This window comes from Sphingopyxis sp. YR583 (genome assembly GCF_900108295.1).
GTDB lineage: Bacteria > Pseudomonadota > Alphaproteobacteria > Sphingomonadales > Sphingomonadaceae > Sphingopyxis.
In genome coordinates, this window is sequence record NZ_FNWK01000001.1 from 888035 (window position 1) to 913002 (window position 24968).

Consider the following 24968-nt stretch of genomic DNA (forward strand, 5'->3'; position numbering starts at 1 on the left):
GCCAGAAGAGTGTTTATCAAAACTACGACCCCGCGTTTGCCATGTCGCCAAAGTCCGTAGAATGGGCCTTGGCGCCGGTGTTTCTTGGTTTGGATGATTGCTCATCCCCCGCGGAAGCCTGTGTGCTGTTCCAATCCTTACGAAGCAATAACGGCGTAGAATTCTTGCGTTAAACCGGCGTCGTGGCGCGCCGAGTCGTTGAACGGAGGCTTCAGACTGCCCCGAAAGCGCGACTTCACCAGCGCGTGCCACGTTTCGACGACGTTGAATCCCATTTCATCGCACTTTTGCCGAAACCAGACTGTGCCAGCGGTCACATGGCGGATTTCATCGTTGTAAATACGCGATAAAATATTCGCCGACGTCTCATCCCCCGCCGCACGGAAGCGCTCGACCGTTGACGGCGTGACGTCAAGTCCGCGCGCCTCGAGCACCATTGGCACGATCGCAAGCCGCGCCAGTACATCGTCTGCGGTGGATTCGGCCGATTCCCACAATCCGGCGTGCGCTGGGAGCGCGCCATAATGGCTGCCGAGCTGCCGAAGTCGCCGGTCGAGCAATGCGAAATGCATCGCCTCGTCGGCAGCCACGGCGATCCAGTCGTCGACGAACCGACGCGGGAATTCGCCGCCGAACCGCCCGACCAGATCGACAGCCAGGTCGATCGCGACGAACTCGATATGCGCGAGCGCATGAAGCAACGCGACGCGCCCACGCTCGGACCCGCCCCTGCCGCGCTTCGGCATCCGGTTCGGCGGGAGCAGTTCTGGCGTTGCCGGCCATGCGGGTTGGTCCGGCATCGGCGTATCGCAGCGATGCGCGAGTCGGCCCTGCCGCCACGCCCGTGCCAGGCTGCGCGCCGCGCGGCGCTTGTCGTGCGGGTCCGGCGTCAGCAGGACCGCGCGCGCGGCTTCGCCCAGCGACTGCATCAAAGGGCCTTTGCGGCCTCCAGCACGGCGTCGGCATGACCCTTCACACGCACCTTGCGCCACTCCTTCGCCAGCTTTCCTTCACGGTCGAAGAGAAAAGTCGAGCGTTCGATCCCCATATAGCTGCGACCGTAATTCTGTTTTTCCACCCAGGTACCGAACGCTTCGCAGGCGGTGCCATCTTCGTCGGAAGCGAGGCGGACGGTGAGGCCGTATTTGTCACGAAACTTGCAGAGTTTCGCCGGTGCATCGCGCGATACCGCAAAGACCTGCGCGTTCAGATGCGCGAATTCGGGCGCAAGGCGCGTGAAATCCTGCGCCTCGGTCGTGCAGCCGGGCGTGTCGGCCTTGGGATAGAAATAGACGACCAGCGGCGCGCCCTTCATCGCGGCGAGGTCGATCGTAGCACCATCGGCGTCGAGCAGCTTCACGGCGGGAACGCCATCTCCGATTGCGAGGGTCACGGCTTTGTCTCCTGCTTTGCGGGGCGAATCGATGCCCACCAATTCGCGATCTCCTGCCGCACGGCGTCGTGCGCGGCAAGCAGTTGCGGCCAGCCGGGCTCACCGCACTGGCTCGCGACGAGCTGGCGCGCGGCGGCGGTCGGCGGTTCGCCTTCGGGTGCGGTCAGGCGCAGCATCACCAGCATCCGCGCAAGCAGGCCGTGCGCCTCGATCACTTCGGGCGGAACGAGCGCTACCGCCTTCATGCAGCCAAGCGCCGACGAAATATTCGGGTCATGGCATTGCCCGCTGACGAGCTGCGTCACCTGCATCGCGAATTCGAGGTCGACGAGCCCGCCGGGTCCGCCCTTGATGTCGAGCGGCCCCTGTGGCGGCTTGTGCGCCGAAATCTTCTCGCGCATTTCGGCAGCGTCGGCCGCGAGCTTCACAGGATCGCGCGGGGCGGCGAGCAATTCGTCGATAATGCGCTGCACCTCGCCCTTTGCTGCGTCGGAACCATAGACCGGCCGCGCGCGGAGCAGCGCCATATGCTCCCACGTCCAGGCTTCCTCGCGCTGATACCGTTCGAAGCTGTCGACCGTCACGACAAGCGGTCCCTGCGCGCCCTGCGGGCGCAGCCGCGTGTCGACATCGTAGAGCTTGCCCGCCGCGGTCGGCACCGACATCGCGCCGGTCACGCGCTGTGCAAGCCGGTTGTAATAGGTGGTCGCGCCGAGCGGACGCGGCCCGTCGGATTCGGCGAGATGGTCGCCGGTGAAAAGATAGATGAGATCAAGGTCCGACGCATGCGTCAGCGCGCGGCCCCCGAGGCGCCCGAGCGCGAGCACGACAAGTTCGCTATTTGGGATGCGGCCATGCGCCGCGACGAATTCGGCAACCGTTGCGTCGGCGAGCACTTGCAGCGCCGCTTCGGCGAGTTCGGAATAGCCGCATGCAATCACGAGCGGATCGGTCGCCCCCGCGACAAGCTGCGCGCCATAGGCGAAGCGCCGTTCACCGACATGGTCGCGGACGCGGTCGAGCAACCGCTCATAATCGAGCACCGCGAGCCCCGGCCCCCATTCGGCGGCGAGCTGTTCCTTATTTGCGGGCGCATCGAAAGCGCGCTGGTCGATCAGCCCCTCGATCAGCTCGACCCGCGTCCCGAGCGCATCGGCGAGCGTTGGCGCGAGCGACAAGATCCGCGTCGCGATCCGCGCCAGTGCCGGCTGCGCCGCGAGCAGGTGAAAGAAATTGATGGCGCTCGGCAGCCCGGCAACGAGCTTGTCGAAGCGCGTCAGCGTCGCTTGCGGATCTGGTGCCGCGCCGAGCGCCTTGACCAGCTCGGGCAGCATCGTCTCAAGCGCATCGAGCGCGGCGGGGCTGCGCAGCGCACGCAACTTGCCACCGCGCCATTCGGCGATCGTGCGGAGCGCCGCGTCGGGCGGATCGAACCCCGCCGCGGCCAGTTGCACCGCAAGACCATCCTCGTCGCGCGGCAGTCCGGTCGTCACTGCGCGTTCGGCGACGAGCCGGTCGTAACAATTTCCGACGTCGGCGACGACGGGTTCGAGCACCGCAAGCAGCCCCGCACCATCGGCTTCGCCATCGAGCCGCGCGACGCAGTCGAGTGCGGTCTCCTGCGTTGGCAGGCTGTGCGTCTGCTGGTCCTCGATCATCTGCAGACGGTGCTCGATCCGGCGCAGCGTCGCGTAATGGCCCGACAGGCGGGCCGCGATCTCGGGCTCGATCCGCCCTGCGGTCGCAAGCGCCGCGAGCGCATCGGCCGTCGCGGGCACGCGCAGCGAAGGATCGCGCCCGCCATAGATGAGTTGATGGACCTGCGCGAAAAATTCGATCTCGCGGATGCCGCCGCGCCCGCGCTTCAGGTCGAACCCCGGCCCGAACGCCTGCCCCTGTGCGAAATGGTCGCGGATCCGATCGCTCATCGCGCCGATTTCCTTGAGCTGCCGGAAATCGAGGCTGCGGCGCCAGATGAAGGGCTGGATCGCCGACAGGAACTGTTCGCCAAGCGCGCGGTCCCCCGCAGACGCGCGGCTACGGATGAAGGCCGCCTGCTCCCAAGCTAGCGCCTCCGATTCATAATAGGAGATCGCCGCATCGACGGGCAGCACGATCGGCGTCACCTCGGGATGCGGACGCAGCCGCAGGTCGACGCGCAGCACATGCCCATCGCCGGTCCGCGCCGACAATATTTCGGTCATCCGCCGCGCGATCCGCACCGCCGCCTCGCCGGGATCGTCGCGCGACCGGCGCGGCAGGGTTTCGGGATCGAAGATCAGGATCGGGTCGATGTCCGACGAGTAATTGAGCTCGTGGCTGCCGAGCTTGCCCAGCGCGATTACCGCAAGCCCGCGCGGCTCCTCGTCGGGCACCCGCTCGGCAAAGGCCGCCGCGAGCGCGGCATCGCACGCCTGATCGGCGAAATCCGACAGGAGCCGCGTCGTCGTCGCGACATCATGCTCGCCCGACAAATCGCCAAGTGCAAGGAGCAGCGCCAGCCGCCCGCGCCACTGGCGCAGCGTCCGCATGATATCGTCGCCCGCCGACGGCGGCGTGATGGCCGCCAATGCCACGTCCGTACCGTCGCGCAGATAACGGGCGACGTCATCGGGATTGAGATCGGCAAGCCGTGCAAGGAAGGGCGCGTGCGCTGTCAGGCGGTCGAGTGCCGACTGGCGGCTGGAAGCATCGAGGATAGCCATCGCCCCGCCCTATCACCCGCGACGCGGCGCGTGACAAGGGCGGGCGGAAACGGTTCAGGCCGGGATCGTGCTTTCGTCGAAGAACAGCACCTGCGAAATGGCGGCGCGCAACGTCGCGGGCTGGTACGGCTTGGTGAGCAGGAATGCGGGCTCCGGCCGGTCGCCGGTCAGCAACCGTTCGGGAAAAGCGGTGATGAAGATGACCGGCACCTTGAGGTCGGTCAGAATTTCCTGCACCGCCTCGATTCCCGAACTGTTGTCGGCGAGCTGAATATCGGCGAGCACAAGGCCGGGCTGGTGCTTCTGCGCCTCGTCGACCGCTTCGCGGTGCGTCGTCGCGACGCCGACGACATCGTGGCCCAGTTCGCGAACAATCATTTCGATATCCATCGCGATGATCGGTTCATCCTCGATGATCAAAATGCGTGCGCGGGTCTGGCGATCGATCTCGTCGGTTGCATCGGCGATCAGGCCGCGCACCGCCTCGGCATCGCGGCCTATGATGCGGCCGGTATCTTCGACGCTAAAACCCTCGACGGCGGTAAGAAGCAAAGCCTGCCGCGCGAGCGACGGAATGCGGCGCAGGCGGGCGTCGGCGATCGCGATGTCGCTCGACGGTGCTTCGCCACCCGCCGCCTGCTCGGTCATCAGGCCGAAATTGTCGTGGACCATCCGGTACAGCTGGATGCGGAGGTCGGCGCCGACATCGACTGCGCCGGGGTTCGCGACCAATGTCTCGAGCAACCGCGCGACCAACGCGTCACCGCTTGGCTGGCTACCAGAGATGGATCGGCCATACCGCCGCAGATAGGGAAGATGCGGCGCAACCGACTGACCCAATGACATATTTTACCTCCTGATAGCCCGCATAAACATCGATGGACGCGTCCGAAAAAGGGACAGCGCTCTCCACTTTCCCGGCATCATCCAATATATTTCGTCGATAGGGAACGATTTAGCGCGAAAATAGTTTCATCGCGAAGGAACAAACGCGCCATTGCTCTTTGGTGTATGCGCGGTTAGCAAAAGGCCCCATGTCCAGCGGATGCTTCGATAATGTCGTCTAAAACCGGTTCGCCGCGCAGCGAGACCTCCGGAAAGGACGCGGATAAAAAACCTTCCGCCAAGGGGCAGGACGTCAACGGCGCCCTGCGCCGCGCGTATGAATCCACCGTCGACGAAGATATTCCCCAGTCGCTGCTCGATCTGCTCGGCAAGCTCGACTGACTCAGCTTCCCTTTGACTCGCGCTTGTAGCGCGCGTTGAAATCGCTCTGGAACGCGGCGAACGCACCCGCGCCGATTGCCACGCGCATATCCTGCATCAGATCCTGATAATAATGCAGATTATGCTGCGTCATCAGCATCGCGCCCAGCATTTCGTTCGAGCGGACGAGATGGTGCAGATAGGCGCGCGACCAGGTGGTGCATACCGGGCAGCGGCAATCGGCATCGAGCGGCCCCTGGTCTTCGGAGAATTTGGCGTTGCGAATATTGATCGGTCCATCGCGGGTGAACGCCTGACCATTGCGCCCCGACCGCGTCGGCAACACGCAATCGAACATATCGACGCCGCGCGCGACCGCGCCAACAAGGTCATCGGGTTTGCCCACGCCCATCAGATAGCGCGGCCTGTCGGCGGGCAGCTGCGCGGGCGCATAGTCGAGCACCCCGAACATCGCTTCCTGCCCTTCGCCAACGGCAAGTCCGCCGATCGCATAGCCGTCGAACCCGATGTCGGTCAGCGCCGCCGCCGAACGCGCGCGCAGCTTCTCGTCGAGCGAGCCCTGCTGTATGCCGAACAGCGCAGAGCGCGAGGCATGTTCCTCCCCGGAATCGAAGCCCGCGCGGCTGCGCGCCGCCCAGCGCATCGACCGCTCCATGCTCGCCTCGGCGCGCTTGGCGTCGACACCATTCGGCGGGCATTCGTCGAACGCCATCACGATGTCGCTGCCGAGCAGGCGCTGGATCTCCATCGAGCGTTCGGGCGTCAGCATGTGGCGCGATCCGTCGAGGTGGCTTTTGAACGCGACGCCTTCCTCGCTCTGTTTGGTCAGCGCAGACAGGCTCATAACCTGATAACCGCCGCTGTCGGTCAGGATCGGTCGATCCCAGCCCATGAATTTATGGAGCCCGCCAAGCCGCGCCATGCGCTCGGCGGTCGGTCGCAGCATCAGATGATAGGTGTTGCCAAGGATGATGTCGGCGCCCGTCCCTCGCACTTCGGCGGGGCGCATCGCTTTCACCGTTGCGGCGGTGCCGACAGGCATGAAGGCCGGCGTGCGGATTTCTCCACGCTGCATCCGGATCGTTCCCGTGCGCGCCGCGCCGTCGGTCGCGGCGATGGAAAAGGTGAATCTGTCGCTCATGGCGCGCGCCTATGACGGCGCGGGCGCCAAAAGTCGAGCCGGCCGGTCAGGCCTTGGCATGCTCGCTCGACGGCTCCTCCTCTGCCGCCTTCGCCTTTTCCTTCGGCTTCTGCTTTTCGAATATCTTGATGAGCTCGCGTTTCTTCGCGTCCGACAGTCCCTTTTCAGCCTCGGGGAACATCTCTTCCTCCTCCTCGTCGATATGGTGGAGGTAGCGTTCCTTCATCGTGCGGAATCGCGTGAGCCAGCCGGTCGAGGAAAAATCCATCTCGTACAGCTCGGTCAGGAAATCCTCGATTTCCTTATGCTCGGCAACGCTATGCTGCGCCTCGTCGCGCAAATCGGGATTGGCGAGCATTGTCGCATAGAGCGACATCTCTTCGGACGCGGCATGCGCAGTCACCTCGACGCGAAACGTCTCGAACAGGTAACGGCGCTCGTCGCTATCGCCTTGGGTCGCGTCGATCCGGTCGAGAAGCTCGCGGTGCCGGTCGTGATCGGCCTTCAGTCGCGCAAAGATTTTGGTCTCGGTCATGTTCGTCTCCGTCCATTGGCGGTCGGAGAGGAAACGATTCAACGAAGCGGCGGTTCCGGCCTCAAGCCGCTTTCCAGTCGCTCGTCGTCGTAAACGACGGCAGCGCCAATGCCGAAGTGGACTGGGTCGCCGCCGCGATCAGATAGGGTGAAACGCGGTGACGCGTACAAAGCCCGCCATTGCCGTCGCTGACCATCGTCTGCTCGAATTCAACGCCCTGCTGATGCTTCATCGAACGGCGGACCGTTGCGGTGACGAGCTGCCCCTCACCGAAATCGATCACAAAACGCGTGCCGACGGGCACGTCGAGCAGGCCCTCGATAAAGGCACCCGTGGTCGACAGGTTACGGATCACGACGGCATAACGATGATTGTCGTGGATCGCGCCCACTTTGCGGAACAGCGAGAAACGGTCGTTGCGCTGGCGCGCGGGGCCATCCGGCTTGATCGTCCACGTCCCCTCGGCATGTTCGAGCAACTCGGCCTGTGGCACCGCCTTGCTGTAAACATAGCCTTGGACATGGCTGACGTTCAGCTTGCGGATGAGTTCGAGCTGGTCGAGCGATTCAATGCCTTCGGCGGTCGTCTCCATTTCCAGCGCCTCGGCAAGTGCGACGATCGCGGCAATGATCGCGGCATTGCGCGATCCGGGAATCGTCGCGTCGCGGACAAAGCTCTGATCGATCTTGATCTTGTCGAACGGCGCCGATTGCAGATAGGCGAGTGAGGAATAGCCGGTACCGAAATCGTCGAGTGCCAGACGAACCCCCAGCGCCTTCAGCGCCTTGAACATCCGCGCTGTTTCGGCCGTGTCACCCAGGAAGACGCTTTCGGTTATTTCGAGTTCGAGCCGGTCCGGCGAGAGGCCGGTCGCGGCAAGCGCCTTGGCAACCGCTTTCGACAATTCCTCGTTGGCGAACTGGATCGGCGAGACGTTGACCGCTACCCGCATGTCACCCGGCCAACTCGCCGCATCTTCGCACGCCGTCCGCAGCACCCACTCGCCGATCTTCCAGATCAGCCCGGCTTCCTCGGCGATCGGAATGAAGACCGCTGGAGAGATCACACCGCGGTCGGGGTGGGTCCAGCGGATCAGCGCCTCGACCCCGCTCACCATGTTCGATTTGGCATTGACGACCGGCTGATAAATCAGCGCCATCTCGTTCCGTGTCAGCGCGTCGCGCAGATCATCCTCGAGCGCGCGACGATCTTCGGCCGCGGTGTGGAGGTCGCTCGAATAAAAGCTGAACCGCCCGCGGCCGTTCCCCTTGGCCGCATAGAGCGCGAGGTCGGCGTTGCGGACCAGTTCGTCTCCGCTCAAGCCGTCGAAGGGCGCGATCGCGATCCCCACCGAAGCGCCGATGATGCAGCGACTGCCCTCGACGGAATATGGCTGCGACAGGCTCGCGATGATATCCGCGGCCATGTCGCCCAGCTTGCCGCGATCCTCGATGTCGGGAAGGATGATCTGGAATTCGTCGCCGCCAAGGCGGCTGACCATCTCCTTGTCGCCGACGATCTTGAGCAGGCGTTCGGCGACCTGCTTCAACAGCGCGTCGCCCGCAGGATGGCCGAGCGTATCGTTGACCTGCTTGAACCGATCGAGGTCGAGCAGCATGATCGCGCAGGACCGTTGCTGCTGCGCAAAGGCCGCCAGCGTCTTGTCGAGCTTTTTCGAGATGTTGAACCGGTTGGCGAGCCCGGTCAGCGAGTCATATAGCGCCAGACGCGACGCGTCTTCGGCCGAGCGGCGCTGCGCGGTCACGTCGGTTCCGCTGCCGCGATAGCCGCTGAAATTGCCGCCGCCGTCGAACTGCGGCCGGCCCGATATCGCCCACCAGCGATCGTCGCCTTCGAAAGCGCTGCGCAGCGGCAAATCGTCGAACTTCGATTGCTTCGTCAGCAGGAAAGGCAGTGTCCGCTGGCGCTCGCCATGGCTGTCGACGGGCAGGAAAAGGTCGGTAAAGGCGGTACCGAGCAACGCGCCTGTCGTGCGCCCCATCAATCGCGCTACCGAATCGGTGATATAGGTCAACCGCCCCTTGTCGTCGGTCGACCAGAACCACCCCTGCCCGCTTTCCTCATAATTCTGGAGCAGCAGCAGCGCCTCTTGGGTATCCAGGCTTGCCGAAATATCGCTGCGCGCTTTTCCGGTGCGGGCGCCTAGCAGGCGGAAAAAACCGCGCGCGCTTTCGCTCGCCTCGTCCTTCGCTTGCTCGTCGGAATTAATCCGCGATGGCCCGTCCATTAAACCAACTCTTCACCTGATCCCCACACCCCGGCCGCTATGCAGGCAAGGCATTGCGATAGAGTAAATATCTAAGGGTTTTCCGGAAACGGTTTCATTTGAGTGGGTTGTCGCTATCTCACCTCTGCGATGCAGGATGGGCGTCGTGACTTTTAGCACCCCTCCCCTATTAACCTTTTCGCGAAGCCAAAAGTTAATGTTAGCCTCGCGATGGGTGTGCGCATGGCGATGACTGTGTATCTGAACAATACCCCTCGAGCGGCCGAAAGCGGCCGTGCATCGCGACGGCAATTGCGGCTTCCGCTTCACGGATCGAAAGCGACGGGCGCCGAGATCGAGGCACTTGTTCACAATATTTCCGCGACAGGCTTGCTCGTTGAAAGCCAAGTGTCGCTCGAAATCGGCGAAATCATCGAGGTCAATCTGCCGCACAGCGGCAAAACCGCCACGCGAGTGATCTGGACCAGCGGCGACCTTGCCGGATGCCGGTTCGAAATGCCGATCTCGCCAGCGACGCTCAGCGCTGCGCAGCTACGCAGCGTGGTGAGGCCGGACGCAGTCGTGCCCGACGACCAACCCGCCCCCGGCGCTGAAAGCTTTGGCCTCCGCCTGCAGCGACTGCGAACGGCACGGGAATTGACGCAGGGACAGCTCGCCCTCCGGCTCGGAGTCAGCGAGCCGTCGATTTCCGCATGGGAACTTGACAAGGCACGGCCCAAGGCCGGCCGGATGGAAGCTCTGTCGGTCGCGCTCGGCGTTGAAATCGCTGAACTTCTCGGCGTCGGGGAGGCCGAAAATCTGAACGCGCTGGTCGAGCGGGCCAAGGCGCAAATCGCCAGGGCCGCTGGCGTCAGCCCCGACAAGATCCGGTTCACGATCGAAATGTGACCTTGACCCTCGCGCAACACAAAACCCTCCGGAATCGCCGGAGGGTTTGTGCTTGCCGTCATCCGGCCGTCGTCAGGTCGGAATGATCGTCAGCTCGAAGCGATCGGTGTCGAAACCCTCTTCGCCCGGAACCGCGGCGATCGGCCGCTCCCTGATCCGCGGACCCGTCGCGCGGCTGAGCACGGCGTGACCCGATCCGTTAAGAATGATCTCGTCATTTCCGGCGATGATCCGGGTGCCTTCCAGCGAACCGGGGGCATAGTTGATGACAAGATCATAGCCCGTCGGCGCGTTGCAATATTCGCGGAAGCTGCCGAGCGACACGGCATTGCCGTTAATCGCGCCGAACCCCGTCGCCTGATGCTGGACCGTGCAATGCACCGGAACCGTCAGACTGAGATTGAAACCGAACGTCGCCGCCATGGCGGTCGTCGGTGCCGCCACGAGCACGAAGCTCGCAACGCCGAGCGAGAATTTCTGAATCATCCGCCAAACCTTTCCGCCTGTAGGCCGAAGCTGTTGGATGATTGTTTAGGCTCGCAAATCTAACATTCAGTTAAGGCAGCGCGCCGGAATCCGGCTCAAGAGTCGCGATCGAAGTGGGTGCGTATCAGCGCGCGGTGACCGAAATCGAGATGACGTCGCTGTACGTTCCGGCGCGCCGATCGGAGGTGTCGCCGATCACGAACTGGATGGGGAGCGAGTCACGACGATAACCGCTGCCGGTCGGTCCCGAAACACGGCCGGCGCCCGACAGATTGACCGAGGTGCCACCCACCGCAACAGAATAGGGGACCGTCCAATCGCTTGCGCCAAGACGCAGCTTGCCCGAATTCGCCGACGTCACCTGCAGATCATATTGGCCCGTGCTGTTTACACGCAGGTGCAGCGGTACCGGCGCAACCCCGGGGCGCAGCTCGCCCAGATCGACAACGGCGTGGCCGTCGGCCATCGAATATGCGCCCGACAGTCCCATGCGGGCCGAGGGCAGCACTTCGAGGCCCAGCACAATCTGCGTACCACCGAGCGAGCGGAATCTGCGATCCTGCGCCTCGATCCTGATATCCTGGGTGAAAGTGCCCGAATCGCGGACATCGTCGGGATTGGCGACGAGCTTATACAGGAACGTCTTGCTCTCGTTCGGTGCAAGGACCAGTTCGCGCTGCGATGCCGTGCGCAGCGAACGTCCTGCACGCGGCGTCACATCCTGCGAGTCTGTAAGGTTGAGCAGCGCATAGCCGATCGACCTGCCCGTCCCTTTCGACAGGCCGAAGGTCTGCTGGTTCGTCTCGAACGACGGCGTAAAGCGGCATTCCGACCCACCACCGTTGATGTAAGTGATGTTGAACGTGGCCTGCGGCGTCTCGCCGCCGAATGGGTCGTACCCGCGGAGCATCCATGCGGCCGGAGCCGCGCTCATGCGAACAAGGCAGTCGGTCTGCATCGGCGCCTGAGCAGGGCCCGCCTGCGCAAAAGCCGATGTGGCCGTCAATGCCGCTGCAACAGTCAGGAAATGGCGAAGCATCATGGCCTCCTAATTTTTCGAACCGCGAAGAACGGTGCCGAGTTTCACCAGACCGTCGGTGTCGGCTGGCACGGTAAATTCGAACGCCTTGTCTATCGTCCCGTTCGGGCCATAGGTCTCTACCAGATAACGGCGTCCGGGTGTGAGGCTTGGCACCGCGAAACGTCCCACCGAGTTGGTGAAGAACGGAATCGGTTTCGGCGCGTCCTTATCCTGCACGTCTAGCATCGTGACCCGGCCACCGATAAGCGAGACCGGCTTGCCGTCGCCGAGTTCGAGCGTGCCCATGGCCGTGGCAAAGGCATCGGTCCCGATGCGAGCGACATAGCCGCTCTTATAGGGCGGATTGACGCGCACCACACCTGTACCGATGTCATATCCCGGCGGCGCATCCTCGACGTCATATTGGACCGATTGAGGGACATAAGAGCCGAGGAAGTTGTAAAGCGCCGGCCCCATCGCGCCGCTGCGGGCAACATAGTCGTTCTTCGCCAGAGTCTGGCCGACAACGACGCTGCGCTTGCCGAGATTGTCATAGGGCTTCAACAACATGAAACTGTCGTTGACCCGCCGACCGATGCCGAACATGCCATCGGCGTATGCGATCGTCGTTCCGACGCGAACGGTCGTGGCGTTGACGTCGCCGAAGCGCGAGACGCTGGGACCGAATGTCGCGTGACTGACGGCGGCGTCGAAACGATTGGCCGAATAGGTCGCATAGCCCTGCGCGCGCGTCTGCCCGTCTTCATAAGCCGCCACGCCGCCGAAGCCGAAGCTGTTCATCAGATTCTCGTTGCTCTGATTATAAGAGAGCTCGGCCAGCTTCTCGCGGCTCTCATAGCGGGCCTCGGCGCGGCGCAGGTAATTCGGCTGGAACACCACCCCGACCGTGAAGCTGATGCCGTTCCGGCTTCCCAAGCCGCTGGGATAGCGCGTGTAGTCGACGCCCCCGCGCATGGTCCACTGCCGGTCCAAGCGGTAATTGGCGGTCGATCCGACCCGATAGGTCTTGCCATATCCGTTTCGCCCCTGAATGTACGACGCATTGGACGACACCATCAGCTTCTGGCTGAACATGCGCGTATATTGTGCGCTCAGCGTGAGTGCCGAGGTATTGATCGCGTCGACATTGCCCAAAGTGGCATAGCGGGGCGAAAAATAATCGCCGCGGACGGTCAGCGTATCAGACGTGGCGCCGTTGTCGAAAAAATGTTCATACCCGACGCCACCCGCAAAACCGGCGCCCGCCGACTTTGAATGGCTGGCGCCTCCGTCCAGCAGGATGCGACCGCCGTTGGGCAGAACAAATTGAGTCTGGCCCGTCAGCGTCTGGACGTCCTTGCTTGCCTGGACACCCACGCCAACCGCCGGCGCGTCGAAAAACGCCTTGCGGAAAAAGCCCGAGAACGCCATCGGCCCGCGATAATCGGGCGCCCCGTCAAAGGTTCGACTCGTCGGGCCAAGATAGGCGCCATATTCGAAATCGCCGGGATCGAGATCGATCGGATCGAGATACTGCTGATATGCCAGATTCTGCACCGCACCGCTGTTGTCGGTGACCTGGATCTGAATATCGTTGCTGCCCGCAATCAGCGGCAGCGAACTGAAATCGTAGCGGCCCGGCTGAAGGCGCATTTCGCGGTACAGCGTCCCGTTACGCAGGAAACGCACGGTCGATTCGCGTTGCACGACGAGTTGTCGGTCGGCCTGCAGCACGGCAGAGCGAAAGGCATTGAAGCGGCGGCGCTGGCGCAAAACCCCGATACCGCCCATCTGGACATAGGATTGCAGCCCCCGCGTTTCGGTATCGAGATCGCCCAGATACCAGCGCCGATAATCCTCCGGCTGGTCGAAGACGACACGCGCATAGTTGCGCGTAAAACGATATTTGCTGTCGGTCAGGCCGATACGCTCGCCAACCTGTGCATCGCCTTCGAACACAAAACGGCCAAGCCGGATCGCACCATCGAAATTGACCGTGGGGGGCTGGCGCTCCCTGGCCTCCCATACATGCGTTCCGATCACGTTGAGATTCAGGAACGCCGAAAATCCAGCGGGCTGCATCGAGACATCGTTCAGGTCGGCTCGCGGCGGCGCGAACAGGTCTTCGACCGAACGCTGGTCGGGGTCGACCTGCACAACCACCACGGCCAGCGTGCTGGGGTCGTAGGTCAATTGAACGCCGGTGCGATCGAGGTCGTCCGGGCCGAATTGTTCGAGTCCCTGCAAGCGACCAGCCAGCGATGCCTGCGCCTCGTCATTGAGGACTGGTTTCATCAGGCTGACGAAAACCGCGGCATCGAGCAGGAATCGGTCGTCGGCGGTCAGCCGCATCGGGATATCGCCCAGCGACCTGTTCATAAACGTCAGCGGCGCCGTCATATCGATGTCGCGGTCGTAGGGGTTGATGTCGGGCCGCCCGTGCGGGCCGATCGGCAACTGCGGCCCTAGCGGTGCCGGCGTTGGCGCCGGGGTCGGCGCGGGGAGCGGGCCGCCCGGAAGCGGAATCGGCGTCTGCGACCCAGCCGCCGGCGGCTTCGACGGCAGGGGGATCGAGACCTGCGCGGCCGCGCCAGCCGCGTAGATCGCGGGCAGCGCGACCGAACAGAGAAACCTGGCAACCCTCACTGGATAAAGGTCATCTTGATCGGATCGGGGCCAAAGCCCGGGATGGGAAGGCGGAAGCTCCGCTCGCCGAGCGCGGGAACATAACCGGTGCCGATCGCCTGGATCAGTTCGTCGGACGAGACATCGACGCGAAGATATTTGCCTTCACGATCCTTGCCCTCAAGCCGCCAGCCGAAATTCGACATCATGGCATGACGGCGCCCGGCGTTAGTGAGCGTGACCTCGACCCCATCTTGCATCGGCGGCTGATCGGTTGCGCCCGGCAATGCGGGCGGCTGGTAATTCAACTGGCGCGCAGGCAGCGCGCTGACATCGGGTTTCGCGCCGGGAGGCGCGACGACAAGCAAGGCGCGCATATTGTAGAGCACCTGTACTTGGGCATCGAGCCCCTCCTTCGACCCGGGCTCAAGCGTCACAGGAAGCTGCTCGACGGAGACATAATAGGCTTCGGAGGCCGCAATTTCGGCATCGCCGACCCATTGCAGGCGGATCACCTGGCGTCCGCCCGGCGGCAGCGCGCCCTGCGGCGGAAAGACCAGGAATTTGTCGTCGGCCGGCGTTTCGGTGATGCTGCCGTCCTTGCCGAATTCAAGGTGCAGGATGCGAACCTGATAGGGCATATTGCCCTTGTTGAGATTCTGGACCTCTATTCGTGCTGCGGTGCTGGTGCCGCGCGAATCGATTTCGAGGACCATGGGCGTCACGCGCATCGCGAGCGCCGCGGGAACAAAGACGAAGATCGCCGCCAGAATCGCGAGCATAGCCCGCCATTGGCGCTTCAGCGCGAGCATCTTCGTCATATTTCCCCCATTCCCTGCGAAGGGCCGGATAATTGCATTGATTCATAAAGAAAGGGGAAAGATCGCTCTTTCCCCTTTCTCCAAACTTACCGCTTGCTCTTAGAGCGCGGTCAGCGTCAGGCGGGTCGTGCCTTCATACTGGCCCGCGACAAGCGCCTTGGCGGCGACCGGAGCGAGGAAGGTCAGGATCATGCCCGAACGCCAAGCGCCCTGGCCGATGGTGTTGGTGAGCTGCGTTTCCGAGACGCTGAGCGACTGCGGCGTTCCAGCAACGGCGCCCGCACCACCGAGAACACCGGTCCAAGCGGCATCGACGCGATAGGGGATGTTGGCCTGGAACTGGTTGCTGTCATACGACAGGGTCGGATTGGTGTTGACCATGCCCGAAGCGCTGCTCTTTTCGATCTTGACGTTGTTGTGGAAATTGCAACCAGCGGTCGCCGAAGTCACAACCGCAGCAGCCGGACCGGTCATTTCGAAGGCGTCGCTGACGTTGACGTTGTTGCCAGCCTGGATGCCGATCGTGCCGAAGTTGAGCGTGGTCGCACTAGCATTGTTACCGGCGTAGAACGAGCAGTCCTTGCTCACAGCGCCCTTCAGGGTGAAGGAAACATCGACGTTGCCGACGGTGCCGACGTTGCTCGAAGCACCCGCATTGGCGGTGTAGCGCGTGCCGATGCCGGCGAGGACGCCGATATTCAGCGCAGTGGTGCCGAACGAAGGATTGGTCACATTGCCGAGAACGGGAATGCCGGCATAGTGATTTTCATTCGTCTGCTGAGCGGCGGCGGGCGAAGCAACGCCCACGAGAGCGATGGCGGCAATCGCGCCGGTAAGAATCTTCTTCATAATCTTCTTCCCTCTATTTTGTCGCCGCCGCCCGAAACCACGGACGAAGGCATCTTTTGCACCGGCTGGTCGGAGAAACCGGGAGGACATCGGTGCCTGCCCTTCCGGTCTAATTCCGCCCGCGACGAAGCCGCAGGCGAATTCTTTAAATCGGAGCGACGGTGATCGTGATCGTTTCCGAATATTCGCCGGCGAGCAGCCCGGCCTCGCCCGAGGGCTGACCAAGTTCGACCGACAGTCGCATGCCGTCGGTGGCGATGCCGCCGTTGCTGGAAATGATGCCGCCCGACAAAAGCTGGCGGCTGTTGAAAGAACGGCTGATGATCTGCTGCGCCGGATACCGGATCGGCATTTCGACCGCGAGGCTGTACGGCAGCGTGCCGCTGAACGGCCCCTGCCCGCCCGGCATGCTGCTATGCGTCAGCCCGCCGTGAGCGCCCTTGATCGTCATCGTGAAGGGGACATTGCAGTCGAGCGCGACCTGCGTTTCGACGCCCAGGCCGCGACGTTCCAGATTGCCGAAATCCATATTTCCGATGCTGCCCATCGCGCAATGCTGGCGAACAGCACCGCTCACCGCGATATCGAGCGATTTGACGTTCCGGATTTCTTCTGCGTTCGCAGGCACAGCGAAAGCCGCCGCCGCAAGCGCAAAAATCATGAATCTCATGACACGAACCCCCAAAATTTCCTGACGGTTCGGGCCCCGCTTTGCGGCTGGCCTTCTTGGCACCCCCGTGCCCGATGAGTTGCAACCGACTCATCAATCCGTCTGTTAATAAAAACTTAGTACAGAAATTAACTTGGGACGGCACCCCCTAAAAGGCCCCGGCCGAAAATCCGGGGACGCAACGCCGTTCATCTCAAACGAGAATCCAGACTTTTTCGGGCTTGACGAGGGTTAATCGCGCGCGTGTCGCGCATAGGAAGAAAGCACCCCTGTTCAGAATCGGGACAGCGACAGATTAATTATTAACATTGAAATTGGTCAAAAGTTAATCCGAATCGCAAAAATCTGGGGGAGAATCGCGGCGATTTGGCGATTCACCTGCCGCAAGCCGCACACAGTTCGCCCCGGCGGGGATGAGTGGACCTTGTTGCCAAAGGTCCGGCGGCGCATGGGCTTGCGATGCGGAGCCGCCCATTAACCACTCGACAACCGATCACCGCGCATAGGGCTGGACCATGGCCATTCATGCGATGATCGAAGAGCAGAAGACCGCCGATAGCGCGCGCGGCGCTCCCCGCATGCATATGCGCTTCGAAGCGCCCGGATCGCTCGGCGACAGCGAGGGTGCCACGGTCTTGATCCACAATTTGTCGGCGACCGGCATGCTGATCGAGACAACGTCCGATCTCGCCATCGACCAGCGGCTCACGCTGGCACTGCCCGAAGCGCCGGATACCGCGGCCACGGTCGTCTGGCGCAGCGAAGCGCTCGCCGGTTGCCGATTCGACCGGCCGCTGTCGCGCGCGGCGCTCAGCGCGGCGCAGCTACGCAACCCGCTTCCAGGCGACGTCGACCCCGCCCGCACGCCCGATGGCGGCGAGATATTGGCGCAGCGCCTGCTCCGTCTCCGCAAGGAACGCGGACTCAGCCGCGCTGCACTTTCGGACCGGACCGGGTTCAGCAAACCCAGCATTTGGGCCTGGGAAAGCGGCAAGACCGTTCCGCGGCGCAGCAATCTGATGATGCTGGCCGACGCATTCGGCATTTCGGAACGCGAACTGCTTGCCGGCGAGCCCTCGGCCGCACATGGCGACCCCGCGGCGAGCGCGCAGCAAATGCATGCGCTGGTCCGCTCGAGCCGAGAAGAGATCGCCGCGCTCGCGGGCGTCGAGCCCGGCAAGGTCAAGATCACGATCGAATATTGACGCTTCGCCTGCCCTATCGGGGCGGCAACAATAAACTCGCGTCGCCGTAGCTATAGAAGCGATAGCCCTCTTCGATGGCATGGGCATAGGCCGCCTGCATCGTCTCCAATCCCATCAAGGCGCTGACCAACATGAACAAGGTCGAGCGCGGCAAGTGGAAATTGGTCATCAGCCCGTCGATCGCCTTGAAACGATAGCCGGGGGTGATGAAGATCGCGGTGTCGCCCGCGAAGGGCACGATGATGCCGTCATCCTGCGCCGCGCTTTCCAGCAGGCGCAGGCTGGTGGTGCCGACCGCGATGACGCGGCCGCCCGCCGCGCGCACCGCATTGAGCCGCGCCGCGGTGTCGGCGTCGATACGCCCCCATTCGGCGTGCATGACATGATCTTCGGTGTCGTCGGCCTTCACCGGCAGGAAGGTGCCCGCCCCGACATGCAGCGTCAGCGTTTCGCTCGCGATCCCGGCCGCCGCGAGCGCCTCGATCAGCTTCGGCGTAAAGTGCAACGCTGCGGTCGGTGCCGCGACCGCGCCGTCTTCGCGCGCGAACATCGTCTGATAGTCGCTGCGGTCGTCTTCGTCGGTCGGCCGCTTGCCCGCGATATAGGGCGGCAGCGGCATCGTCCCCGCCCGTTCGAGCAGGACTTCGACCGGCTCGTCGCCGGCGAAGGCAAGGATGAAGCTGCCGTCGGCCAGCCGCTCCTCGGCGAGCGCTTCGACGCCCGCGCCGAAATCGACCGTCTCGCCGACGCGCAGCCTTTTGGCGTTGCGGATGAACGCCTGCCAGCGGCGCAGATCGATCCGCTTGTGCAGCGTCGCGCCGATCTTCGCCTCTCCGCGCCACCCCTCGAGCTGCGCAGGAATGACGCGCGTATCGTTGAAGACGAGGCAGTCGCCGGGGCGCAGCCACGCCGGCAGGTCGGTTACCCCCGCATCGACCATCGTACCGCCATCGACGACGAGCATCCGCGCCGCATCGCGTGGCCGCGCGGGACGGAGCGCGATGCGCTCATTGGGCAGATCGAAATCGAAGGCGTCGACGCGCATGGCTGGATCGTATTCCGGACGGCGCGCGCCCGCGCTTACTGTTTGATCGGAGCGTTGAGCTCGTCGACCGTCACTTCGGGCGCGGGTGCGGGCACGGCTTCGGTCAGCATCGAGGCGGGCGGCACCGGCTTGTTGTCGGCAGCAACCGACACCTGCACCATCCGCGACATCACTTCGGGCGGCTCGCCCTTATGGATCGCGTCGATATATTGCATACCCGAAACGACGCGGCCGAAGGCGGTGTAGCGGCGGTCGAGCGAGAAGCGCGGCTGGAGCATGATGAAGAACTGGCTGTTCGCACTGTCCTCATTCTCGGCGCGCGCCATCGACAGCGTCCCGCGCAGATGCGGGGTCGGGTTGAATTCGGCCTTCAGGTCCGGAAGCTGCGATCCGCCCTGTCCCGTCGCGGACGGATCGCCCGTCTGCGCCATGAAGCCGTCGATCACCCGGTGGAACTTGATCCCGTCGTAAAAGCCCGCGCGCGCGAGTTGCTTGATGCGGTCGACATGGTTCGGCGCGACATTGGGAAAGAGTTGGACCACAACCCGGCCGCCCGTCGAAAGGTCGAGGTTCAGCATATATTCGGGGTTGTTGATATATTGGTCGGGCGTCATCGTCGGCACCGCGGGCACGTCCGCAGCGGGCGCGGTCTCATTCGTCGCCGGCGCAGCGGGTACGTCGACCGGGGCCGGAGCAGGCGCTTCGACCGGCGGTGCCGGCTGGCTTTCCTCCGGGTTCGGGGCGGGCGCGGGCGGCGCCTCCTGTGCCACGGCCGCAACCGAAAGACCGAACGCCATCGCCATAAGTACCAAGGGGCGGAAGGAAGATGTCATGCTGGATCGGCCTTTAGAAGAATAGACTGGATTTGCGCCCTGATGGCGCGCCCTAGCGGGAAAAAGCTGAACGCTCAATGATCGGCGTCAGCGCTCGCCCTGAAGGAGCCCCCGCTCGGCGATACGGCTGACGACCGCCTCGCGCACGGCTGGGGTCACGAATTTATGGATATCGCCGCCAAAGATCGCGATTTCCTTGACCAGCCGCGAAGCGATCGGCTGCAGGCTGACATCGGCCATCAGGAAGACGGTTTCAACGCGCGCGTTGAGCTGGCGGTTCATTCCCGTCAGCTGATACTCATATTCGAAATCGGTGACGCCGCGAATGCCGCGGATGATGATCGACGCGCCCTGCGCATCGGCAAAATCCATCAACAGCGAATTGAAACCGACGACCTCGATGTCACCGTCGATTCCCGCGACTTCGGCCTTTACCATCGCGATCCGTTCGTCATCGTCGAACAGGGGCGACTTCGCGATGTTGGTCGTCACGCCGATAACGAGCCGGTCGACGAGCTTCGCACCGCGGCGGATGATATCCATATGCCCGAGCGTGATCGGATCGAACGTTCCCGGATAAACCCCCACCCGCATCAACGGTCCCTTTCCACGACATAATGCGCGATCGCACGCAGCAGCGCCGCCTCTTCGCCGAAGCCGCCGAGATGCGCAATCGCCTGTTCGACGAGCAGCCCCGCCTGTTCGCGCGCGCGCTCGATCCCCATCAGCGTGACGAAGGTGGCCTTGCCCGCGGCGTCATCCTTGTGCAGCGCCTTGCCCGCCAGCGCTTCGTCGCCCTCGACGTCCATGATGTCGTCGGCGATCTGGAAAGCAAGGCCGATATCGCGCGCATAACCGCGCAAGGGGCGGCGGCCCTCGGCCGGAATCCGCGCGAGAATCGCGCCCGCCTCGACCGAAAAGGCAATCAGCGCGCCGGTCTTGAGCTGTTGCAACCGCGTCACCGTCGGCAGGTCGAAGTTCGATGTCTCGGCGGCGAGGTCCATCATCTGCCCGCCCGCCATGCCTGCCGGACCCGCGGCGCGCGCAAGCTCGCAGCACAGTTCGGCGCGCACGAACGGATCGGCGCTCGTCACCGGATCGCACAGCCATTCGAACGCGAGGGCATGGAGCGAGTCGCCCGCGAGTACTGCCGTCGCCTCGTCGAACGCCTTGTGCACCGTCGGCTTCCCGCGGCGGATATCGTCATCGTCCATGCACGGCAGGTCGTCGTGGATCAGCGAATAGACGTGCATCGCCTCGACCGCGGCTCCGACGCGAAGCGTCAGCGAGCGGTCGACGTGGAACAGATCACCCGCCGCGCGAACCAGCAGCGGCCGCAGCCGCTTGCCGCCGGCGACCGCGGCATGGCGCATCGCTTCATAAAGCGGACCGCGCGGATCGGGCGGAACCGCGAGCAGATGGTCGAACAACGTATCGATCCCGGCCGCGACCTCTGCCTGGGTGGACAGCAGCAATTGCCTTCCGCGTGAAATGTCCTCCTCGACGAGCGCCACGGTCGATCAGCTTTCGCCGAAGGGGGTGGTTCCCGTGGGCCGCCCGTCGGCGCCCAGGCTGACCTGTTCGATCCGTGCCTGTGCCGCGGCCAGCCGCGCCTCGCAATGGCCGCGCAGCGCATGGCCGCGCTCGTAAAGCGCCACCGATTCCTCGAGGCTGACGTCGCCGCTTTCGAGCCGCCGCACGATCGTTTCGAGCTCGCCCATCGCGGCTTCGAACGACAGCGAGGCGATATCGGCGGTGGCTGCGGTTTCGGGGGTGTCCGTCATCGCCCTGCTTTGGCCCCTTCGCCCCCTTTCGGTCAAGCTTGACGTGGTGATTTTGCCCTATAGCGTCGCGCCATGTTCATCGGCCATTTCGCTCCGGCATTGATCGCGGCCGCCCGGCCAAAGGCGGCGGGGCTCGGAACCCTGTTCGTCGCGGCGCAACTCGTCGATATCGGCTTCGCCGCACTGCTCATCCCCGGCGTAGAGGCGATGCGGATCGTCCCCGGCATCACCGCAATGAACCCGATGGACCTCTATCATATGCCCTATACGCACAGCCTGCTCGGCGCGCTGATATGGGCCAAGATTTTCGGGGCGCTCGTCTGGTTCGCCACGAAGCGCAAGCAGGCGGCAATCGGCGCTGCGCTGGTCGTGGTGTCGCACTGGTTCATCGACCTCATCGTCCATATTCCCGACCTGACGCTCTATGGCATGCCGCCCAAACTCGGCCTCGGACTCTGGGACCATCCGCTGGTTGCGATGCCGCTGGAGATCCTGCTGATCGGCGGCGCATTCCTTTATTACATGGCGCGCACCAAGGCACCGGGCGGGAATGCACGGATCTGGATTCTTGCCGGATTGATGGCCTTTGCGCAGGCGGTCGACTGGTTCGGCCCCAAAGAACCCGTCTATTCGCTCGCGGTCCCGGCGACGATGCTGTTTGCCTATACGCTGCTCGCGGGAACCGCGGCATGGGCCGGGGCGAACAGGCGCCTCGCCGCCGGCTGACCCATTCGCTTCGACGCAATCACGGTTCCGCTTTTTGCAATTGCCGGCGCGCACGCCGGCATTCATGTTGCACCGCACAAGAAGAGAGGGGCTCAAAGGCAAGTTTTGTTTTCAGACAAGGACTTGCACCATGAAAAAATATATTCTCCCCGCCCTCGGCCTGCTCGCGCTGGCGCCGTCCGTCGCTCTTGCGAAGGATGCACCGACCAACCGCTTCGAGCATGAGGGCAGCACCTACAGCTACAGCGTCACGCAGGTCGGCGATACGCGTGTCATCAGCGGCGTCGAGGAACGCACCGGCAAGCCGTTCACGCTCCGCGTCGGCCAGCACCGCGTCCGCGGCACCGTCGGCTCGCAGCAAGTGAGCTTTGCTCTCCGCGACGTCGAACCGCTCAAGATCGAGACGGCTACCCTCGCCTCGCGCTGAACCCTCTCTCCGACCGCAGACCCCATGGTGCAAAATGCATCATGGGGTCTGTTCGTTTTGCGCTGGTATCGCTAAAGGCGCGCCATGACTCAGCAAGCGCCCGCCATCACCCCCGAAATCGTCGCCGAGCACGGCCTTTCGCCCGAGGAATATGATCGCGTCCTGAACGCGATCGGGCGCGAGCCGAACCTCGTCGAACTCGGCATCTTCTCGGTCATGTGGTCGGAGCATTGCAGCTATAAAAGCTCGCGCCTGCACCTCAAGAAACTGCCGACCGAGGCGCCTTGGGTGATCTGCGGCCCCGGCGAGAATGCCGGCGTTATCGACATCGGCGAAGGGCCGGACGGCAAGAAGCTCGCCGCGATCTTCAAGATGGAGAGCCACAACCACCCGTCGTATATCGAACCCTATCAGGGCGCGGCGACCGGGGTCGGCGGCATCCTGCGCGACGTGTTCACCATGGGCGCGCGCCCGGTCGCGAACCTCAACGCGCTGCGCTTCGGCCGTCCCGACCATCCGAAGATGAAGCACCTCATCTCGGGCGTCGTCCACGGCATCGGCGGTTACGGCAATTGCGTCGGCGTGCCGACGGTGGGCGGCGAGGTCAATTTCCACAAGGCCTATGACGGCAATATCCTGGTCAACGCGATGACCGTGGGCGTCGCCGAGCAGGACAAGATCTTCTATTCGGCTGCCTCGGGCGTCGGCAATCCGATCGTCTATGTCGGCTCGAAGACCGGCCGCGACGGCATCCACGGCGCGACCATGGCGTCGGCGGACTTCGGCGAGGATGCCGAGGAGAAGCGTCCGACCGTGCAGGTCGGCGATCCCTTCACCGAAAAGCTGCTGATCGAGGCGTGCCTCGAACTGATGGCGTCGGACGCGATCGTCGCGATCCAGGACATGGGCGCCGCAGGCCTTACCTCCTCGTCGGTCGAGATGGCGTCAAAGGGCGGCGTCGGCCTCCACCTCAAGATGGACGATGTGCCGCAGCGCGAAACCGGCATGACGGCATATGAGATGATGCTGTCCGAATCGCAGGAACGCATGCTGATGGTCCTGAAACCCGGCAAGGAAGAGTTCGCCAAGGCGATCTTCCACAAATGGGAACTCGATTTCGCGGTCATCGGCACCGTCACCGACACCGGCCGCATGGTTCTCGAGCATCATGGCGAGATCGTCTGCGACATCCCGCTTGCCCCCCTCGCCGACGACGCGCCGCTCTATGATCGCCCGCACGTGCCCACGCCGAAGCAGGCCGAGCTGACGAACGTCCCCGAAACCAAGGACGTCGCCACCGACCTCAAGACGCTGATGGGCACCCCCGACATCGCCAGCCGCCGCTGGATCTACGAACAATATGACAGCCAGGTCGGCGCCGACACGCTCCAGACCGGCGGCGACGCCGCGCTCGTCCGTATCCACGGCACCAACCGCGCGCTCGCCATGTCGACCGACTGCACCCCGCGCTATTGCTATGCCGACCCGGTCGAGGGCGGCAAACAGGCGGTCGCCGAAACCTGGCGCAACATCAGCGCGGTCGGCGCGACGCCGCTCGCGATCACCAACTGCCTGAACTTCGCAAACCCGCAGCGCCCCGAAATCATGGGCCAGATCACCGGCTGCCTCGACGGCATGGCGCAAGCGTGCCGCGCGCTCGACTATCCGATCGTCTCAGGCAACGTCAGCCTCTACAACGAGAGCAAGGCGACCGGCGGCGGCAGCGCGATCCTGCCCACCCCCGCAATCGGCGGCGTCGGCGTGATCGACGACCTGAACCGCGCGGTCGGCATCGGTTTCAAGCGCACCGGCGACATCGTGCTCGCGGTCGGCGAACGTGCCGGCCACCTCGGCCAGTCGGTGTGGCTGCGCGAAATCCTCGGCCGCGAGGAAGGCCCGCCGCCGCCCGTCGACCTGCGCGCCGAAAAGCGCACCGGCGACTTCATCCGTCACGCGATCAATGCCGGCTGGATCACCGCCTGCCACGACGTCTCGGACGGCGGCATGGCCGTGGCGCTCGCCGAAATGGCGCTGAAGTCGAACATCGGCGTGCTCGTCAGCGAAGAACAGCCCTTCGGCGTCGCCGAGAGCTTCTTCGGCGAGGATCAGGGGCTATATCTGGTTACCGTCTGCGACACCTGCCTCGCCGACTTCCTCGACGCCGCCGGCCGCGCCGACGTGCCGGTCGATCCGGTCGGCCGCACGATCAAGGACCGCATCGTCTTCGAACTCGAAGGCAGCGATCATCAGGTGACGCTCGCGGAACTCCGCGAAGCGCATGAAGGCTTCTTCCCGAACCTGATGGGGGCCGACGCGGCGCTCGCATAACTGAAAGAGAG

At 63.7% G+C, this 24968-nt stretch carries 24 protein-coding genes; 6 read left to right on the plus strand and 18 right to left on the minus strand.

Annotated features, from left to right (window positions below; translation table 11 throughout):
• Positions 1-137: 137 nt before the first annotated feature.
• From BLW56_RS04055 to BLW56_RS04070, 4 genes are read right to left on the minus strand one after another with little or no spacing between them, the layout of a single operon-like run.
• Positions 138-929, minus strand: coding sequence for a ferritin-like domain-containing protein (locus BLW56_RS04055; RefSeq protein ID WP_093509352.1), 792 nt, complete (start codon positions 927-929; stop codon positions 138-140).
• The gene (locus BLW56_RS04060; protein ID WP_177175806.1) at positions 929-1393 is read right to left on the minus strand and encodes a peroxiredoxin; all 465 of its coding nucleotides are present in this window, start codon (positions 1391-1393) and stop codon (positions 929-931) included. Before BLW56_RS04060 ends, BLW56_RS04055 begins: the two co-directional genes overlap by 1 nt.
• The gene (locus tag BLW56_RS04065; protein WP_093509353.1) at positions 1390-4098 is read right to left on the minus strand and encodes a bifunctional [glutamine synthetase] adenylyltransferase/[glutamine synthetase]-adenylyl-L-tyrosine phosphorylase; all 2709 of its coding nucleotides are present in this window, start codon (positions 4096-4098) and stop codon (positions 1390-1392) included. Before BLW56_RS04065 ends, BLW56_RS04060 begins: the two co-directional genes overlap by 4 nt.
• A 54-nt stretch (positions 4099-4152) precedes the next feature.
• On the minus strand, positions 4153-4944 hold the full coding sequence (locus BLW56_RS04070) for a response regulator (RefSeq protein ID WP_093509354.1): 792 nt from the start codon (positions 4942-4944) through the stop codon (positions 4153-4155).
• 210 nt (positions 4945-5154) lie between these two features.
• Here BLW56_RS04070 and BLW56_RS20555 point away from each other — a divergent pair, with 210 nt between their 5' ends.
• Positions 5155-5325, plus strand: a complete 171-nt coding sequence (locus BLW56_RS20555) for a NepR family anti-sigma factor (protein WP_156377358.1) — start codon at positions 5155-5157, stop codon at positions 5323-5325.
• Position 5326: 1 nt separating this feature from the next.
• Here BLW56_RS20555 and tgt read toward each other — a convergent pair whose 3' ends face one another.
• From tgt to BLW56_RS04085, 3 genes are all read right to left on the minus strand, one after another.
• A complete protein-coding gene (tgt, locus tag BLW56_RS04075; RefSeq protein WP_093509355.1) occupies positions 5327-6466 on the minus strand; it encodes a tRNA guanosine(34) transglycosylase Tgt in 1140 nt (379 codons plus the stop codon).
• A gap of 46 nt (positions 6467-6512) precedes the next feature.
• The gene (locus tag BLW56_RS04080; RefSeq protein WP_093510774.1) at positions 6513-7001 is read right to left on the minus strand and encodes a hemerythrin domain-containing protein; all 489 of its coding nucleotides are present in this window, start codon (positions 6999-7001) and stop codon (positions 6513-6515) included.
• Between the two features lie 61 nt (positions 7002-7062).
• On the minus strand, positions 7063-9249 hold the full coding sequence (locus BLW56_RS04085) for an EAL domain-containing protein (RefSeq protein ID WP_093509356.1): 2187 nt from the start codon (positions 9247-9249) through the stop codon (positions 7063-7065).
• Between the two features lie 222 nt (positions 9250-9471).
• On the opposite strand from BLW56_RS04085, the gene BLW56_RS04090 reads away from it, so the two are divergent.
• Positions 9472-10137, plus strand: a complete 666-nt coding sequence (locus tag BLW56_RS04090) for a helix-turn-helix domain-containing protein (protein WP_256203287.1) — start codon at positions 9472-9474, stop codon at positions 10135-10137.
• 72 nt (positions 10138-10209) lie between these two features.
• Here BLW56_RS04090 and BLW56_RS04095 read toward each other — a convergent pair whose 3' ends face one another.
• The 6 genes from BLW56_RS04095 to BLW56_RS04120 form a co-directional block, all read right to left on the minus strand.
• Complete coding sequence (locus BLW56_RS04095; protein WP_093509357.1) at positions 10210-10623, minus strand: hypothetical protein; 414 nt, start codon at positions 10621-10623, stop codon at positions 10210-10212.
• Positions 10624-10747: 124 nt separating this feature from the next.
• A complete protein-coding gene (locus BLW56_RS20800) occupies positions 10748-11662 on the minus strand; it encodes a hypothetical protein (RefSeq protein ID WP_256203288.1) in 915 nt (304 codons plus the stop codon).
• A 9-nt stretch (positions 11663-11671) separates the two neighbouring features.
• Entirely contained in the window at positions 11672-14290 is a 2619-nt protein-coding gene (locus tag BLW56_RS04105; RefSeq protein WP_256203289.1) for a hypothetical protein, read from the minus strand.
• A complete protein-coding gene (locus tag BLW56_RS04110) occupies positions 14287-15090 on the minus strand; it encodes a fimbrial biogenesis chaperone (protein WP_093509358.1) in 804 nt (267 codons plus the stop codon). Before BLW56_RS04110 ends, BLW56_RS04105 begins: the two co-directional genes overlap by 4 nt.
• Before the next feature lie 99 nt (positions 15091-15189).
• Positions 15190-15939 carry a hypothetical protein gene (locus BLW56_RS04115; protein ID WP_093509359.1) on the minus strand — a complete coding sequence of 250 codons (750 nt, stop codon included), beginning with the start codon at positions 15937-15939 and terminating at the stop codon, positions 15190-15192.
• A 145-nt stretch (positions 15940-16084) separates the two neighbouring features.
• Entirely contained in the window at positions 16085-16609 is a 525-nt protein-coding gene (locus tag BLW56_RS04120) for a hypothetical protein (RefSeq protein ID WP_093509360.1), read from the minus strand.
• Between the two features lie 515 nt (positions 16610-17124).
• On the opposite strand from BLW56_RS04120, the gene BLW56_RS04125 reads away from it, so the two are divergent.
• The gene (locus tag BLW56_RS04125) at positions 17125-17814 is read left to right on the plus strand and encodes a helix-turn-helix domain-containing protein (protein WP_093509361.1); all 690 of its coding nucleotides are present in this window, start codon (positions 17125-17127) and stop codon (positions 17812-17814) included.
• Between the two features lie 13 nt (positions 17815-17827).
• Here the strand turns inward: BLW56_RS04125 and queA are convergent, their stop codons facing one another.
• From queA to BLW56_RS04150, 5 genes are all read right to left on the minus strand, one after another.
• Complete coding sequence (queA, locus tag BLW56_RS04130) at positions 17828-18859, minus strand: tRNA preQ1(34) S-adenosylmethionine ribosyltransferase-isomerase QueA (RefSeq protein ID WP_093509362.1); 1032 nt, start codon at positions 18857-18859, stop codon at positions 17828-17830.
• Between the two features lie 35 nt (positions 18860-18894).
• The gene (locus tag BLW56_RS04135) at positions 18895-19692 is read right to left on the minus strand and encodes a peptidylprolyl isomerase (RefSeq protein ID WP_371262203.1); all 798 of its coding nucleotides are present in this window, start codon (positions 19690-19692) and stop codon (positions 18895-18897) included.
• Positions 19693-19779: 87 nt separating this feature from the next.
• Positions 19780-20286, minus strand: a complete 507-nt coding sequence (gene coaD / locus BLW56_RS04140) for a pantetheine-phosphate adenylyltransferase (RefSeq protein WP_093509363.1) — start codon at positions 20284-20286, stop codon at positions 19780-19782.
• Positions 20286-21167: a polyprenyl synthetase family protein gene (locus tag BLW56_RS04145; RefSeq protein WP_256203291.1), complete on the minus strand. Its 882-nt coding sequence runs from the start codon at positions 21165-21167 to the stop codon at positions 20286-20288. The genes coaD and BLW56_RS04145 overlap by 1 nt, the downstream gene beginning before the upstream one ends.
• A gap of 45 nt (positions 21168-21212) precedes the next feature.
• Positions 21213-21476, minus strand: coding sequence for an exodeoxyribonuclease VII small subunit (locus BLW56_RS04150; RefSeq protein ID WP_093509364.1), 264 nt, complete (start codon positions 21474-21476; stop codon positions 21213-21215).
• A 72-nt stretch (positions 21477-21548) separates the two neighbouring features.
• Between BLW56_RS04150 and BLW56_RS04155 the strand changes: the two genes are divergently transcribed.
• The 3 genes from BLW56_RS04155 (at position 21549) to purL (ending at position 24957) form a co-directional block, all read left to right on the plus strand.
• Positions 21549-22202: a hypothetical protein gene (locus BLW56_RS04155; protein WP_093509365.1), complete on the plus strand. Its 654-nt coding sequence runs from the start codon at positions 21549-21551 to the stop codon at positions 22200-22202.
• Between the two features lie 130 nt (positions 22203-22332).
• On the plus strand, positions 22333-22629 hold the full coding sequence (locus BLW56_RS04160; RefSeq protein ID WP_093509366.1) for a hypothetical protein: 297 nt from the start codon (positions 22333-22335) through the stop codon (positions 22627-22629).
• 84 nt (positions 22630-22713) lie between these two features.
• Positions 22714-24957, plus strand: coding sequence for a phosphoribosylformylglycinamidine synthase subunit PurL (gene purL / locus BLW56_RS04165; RefSeq protein WP_093509367.1), 2244 nt, complete (start codon positions 22714-22716; stop codon positions 24955-24957).
• Positions 24958-24968: the final 11 nt, after the last annotated feature.

Coding starts and splice junctions, on each gene's coding strand:
- BLW56_RS04055 (WP_093509352.1), bottom strand. CDS start 929: ATGCAGTCGCTGGGCGAAGCCGCGCGCGCGGTCCTGCTGACGCCGGAC.
- BLW56_RS04095 (WP_093509357.1), bottom strand. CDS start 10,623: ATGATTCAGAAATTCTCGCTCGGCGTTGCGAGCTTCGTGCTCGTGGCG.
- BLW56_RS20555 (WP_156377358.1), top strand. CDS start 5,155: ATGTCGTCTAAAACCGGTTCGCCGCGCAGCGAGACCTCCGGAAAGGAC.
- coaD (WP_093509363.1), bottom strand. CDS start 20,286: ATGCGGGTGGGGGTTTATCCGGGAACGTTCGATCCGATCACGCTCGGG.
- BLW56_RS04080 (WP_093510774.1), bottom strand. CDS start 7,001: ATGACCGAGACCAAAATCTTTGCGCGACTGAAGGCCGATCACGACCGG.
- BLW56_RS04070 (WP_093509354.1), bottom strand. CDS start 4,944: ATGTCATTGGGTCAGTCGGTTGCGCCGCATCTTCCCTATCTGCGGCGG.
- BLW56_RS04135 (WP_371262203.1), bottom strand. CDS start 19,692: ATGACATCTTCCTTCCGCCCCTTGGTACTTATGGCGATGGCGTTCGGT.
- BLW56_RS04115 (WP_093509359.1), bottom strand. CDS start 15,939: ATGAAGAAGATTCTTACCGGCGCGATTGCCGCCATCGCTCTCGTGGGC.
- BLW56_RS04160 (WP_093509366.1), top strand. CDS start 22,333: ATGAAAAAATATATTCTCCCCGCCCTCGGCCTGCTCGCGCTGGCGCCG.
- BLW56_RS04065 (WP_093509353.1), bottom strand. CDS start 4,098: ATGGCTATCCTCGATGCTTCCAGCCGCCAGTCGGCACTCGACCGCCTG.
- BLW56_RS04125 (WP_093509361.1), top strand. CDS start 17,125: ATGGCCATTCATGCGATGATCGAAGAGCAGAAGACCGCCGATAGCGCG.
- tgt (WP_093509355.1), bottom strand. CDS start 6,466: ATGAGCGACAGATTCACCTTTTCCATCGCCGCGACCGACGGCGCGGCG.
- BLW56_RS20800 (WP_256203288.1), bottom strand. CDS start 11,662: ATGCTTCGCCATTTCCTGACTGTTGCAGCGGCATTGACGGCCACATCG.
- BLW56_RS04110 (WP_093509358.1), bottom strand. CDS start 15,090: ATGACGAAGATGCTCGCGCTGAAGCGCCAATGGCGGGCTATGCTCGCG.
- purL (WP_093509367.1), top strand. CDS start 22,714: ATGACTCAGCAAGCGCCCGCCATCACCCCCGAAATCGTCGCCGAGCAC.
- BLW56_RS04090 (WP_256203287.1), top strand. CDS start 9,472: ATGGCGATGACTGTGTATCTGAACAATACCCCTCGAGCGGCCGAAAGC.
- BLW56_RS04085 (WP_093509356.1), bottom strand. CDS start 9,249: ATGGACGGGCCATCGCGGATTAATTCCGACGAGCAAGCGAAGGACGAG.
- BLW56_RS04155 (WP_093509365.1), top strand. CDS start 21,549: ATGTTCATCGGCCATTTCGCTCCGGCATTGATCGCGGCCGCCCGGCCA.
- BLW56_RS04120 (WP_093509360.1), bottom strand. CDS start 16,609: ATGAGATTCATGATTTTTGCGCTTGCGGCGGCGGCTTTCGCTGTGCCT.
- queA (WP_093509362.1), bottom strand. CDS start 18,859: ATGCGCGTCGACGCCTTCGATTTCGATCTGCCCAATGAGCGCATCGCG.
- BLW56_RS04150 (WP_093509364.1), bottom strand. CDS start 21,476: ATGACGGACACCCCCGAAACCGCAGCCACCGCCGATATCGCCTCGCTG.